Source organism: Dactylosporangium sp. NPDC005572 (genome assembly GCF_040605515.1).
Lineage (GTDB): Bacteria > Actinomycetota > Actinomycetes > Mycobacteriales > Micromonosporaceae > Dactylosporangium.
Map to the genome: position 1 here is coordinate 1 of NZ_JBEXCY010000479.1, position 1,170 is coordinate 1,170.

Sequence of the window (1,170 nt, forward strand, 5' to 3'; positions counted from 1 at the left end):
GAAGCCACCCGCCGGCAGGATCTCGCGGACGGCGGCCAGGTCGGCGTCCGTGAGCTCGAGGCCGGCCGCGGCGGTGTTCTCCTCGACCCGGGCGGCGCTGCGGGTGCCGGGGATCGGCACGATGTGCTCGCCCTGGGCGAGCAGCCACGCGAGGGCCAGCTGGGCGACGGTGGCGCCCTTGGTGGCGGCGAGCTCGCCGAGCCGCCGGACGGCGTCGAGGTTGCGCTCGTAGTTGCCGGGCTGCCAGCGGGCGTCGTTGCGGCGCATGTCGGTCGCGTCGTACTCGGCCGCCGGCCGGGCGGCGCCGGTGATGAAGCCGCGACCCAGCGGGGAGTAGGCGACGAAGCCGATGCCGAGCTCGTCCAGGGCCGGAAGGAGCCGCTCGGCGTCGCGCTCGAACAGCGAGTACTCGGTCTGCAGGACGGAGACCGGCTGCACCGCGTGCGCCCGGCGGACGGTCTGCGGGCCGGCCTCGCTGAGCCCGAAGTACCGCACCTTGCCCGCGTCGACGAACTCCTTGACGGTGCCGGCGACGTCCTCGATCGGTACCGCCGGGTCGACGCGGTGCTGGTAGAGCACGTCGATGGTGTCGACGCCGAGGTGGCGCAGGCTGTTGTCGACGACCTCGCGGATGTGCTCGGGCCGGCTGTCGAAGCCGTACGAGCGGGTGAAGCCGAACTTGGTGGCGATGACCACGTCGTCGCGGAAGTCCTTCACCGCCCGGCCGACGGCCCGCTCGTTCGCGCCCCAGCCGTACAGCTCGGCGGTGTCGAAGAACGTGACGCCGAGCTCGTAGGCGCGGCGGATGGCGGCGATGCCTTCCTGCTCGTCGCCGGGGCCGTAGGCAAGGTGCAGGCCCATGGCGCCGTAGCCGACGGCGGAGACGGTCAGGCCCTGCTGGCCGAGTGTGCGCTGCTGCATGCGGTACTCCTCGTGTCAAACCAAACGGTTCGGTTCGAACACTACACCCTCACCCAAACCGAACGGTTCGGTATCGTGGCCGCATGGACTCCACCGGTGACCGCATCATCGCCGCGGCGGTCACCGAGTTCGCGCAGCACGGGATCGCCGGGGCCCGCGTCGAGCGCATCGCCAGGGCCGCCCGGACCAGCAAGGAGCGGGTCTACGCCTACTTCCGCAGCAAGGAGGCGCTGTACCGGTTCGTCGCCG

Annotated in this window: 2 protein-coding genes; one reads left to right on the forward strand and one right to left on the reverse strand. The window is 71.9% G+C overall.

What is annotated here, in order from left to right; translation table 11 throughout:
- The coding region (locus ABZS66_RS61785) for an aldo/keto reductase (RefSeq protein WP_354774313.1) at positions 1-921 on the reverse strand (921 nt) is incomplete at its 3' end.
- An 83-nt stretch (positions 922-1,004) separates the two neighbouring features.
- On the opposite strand from ABZS66_RS61785, the gene ABZS66_RS61790 reads away from it, so the two are divergent.
- On the forward strand, positions 1,005-1,170 hold a 166-nt coding region (locus tag ABZS66_RS61790; RefSeq protein WP_354774314.1), incomplete at its 3' end, for a helix-turn-helix domain-containing protein.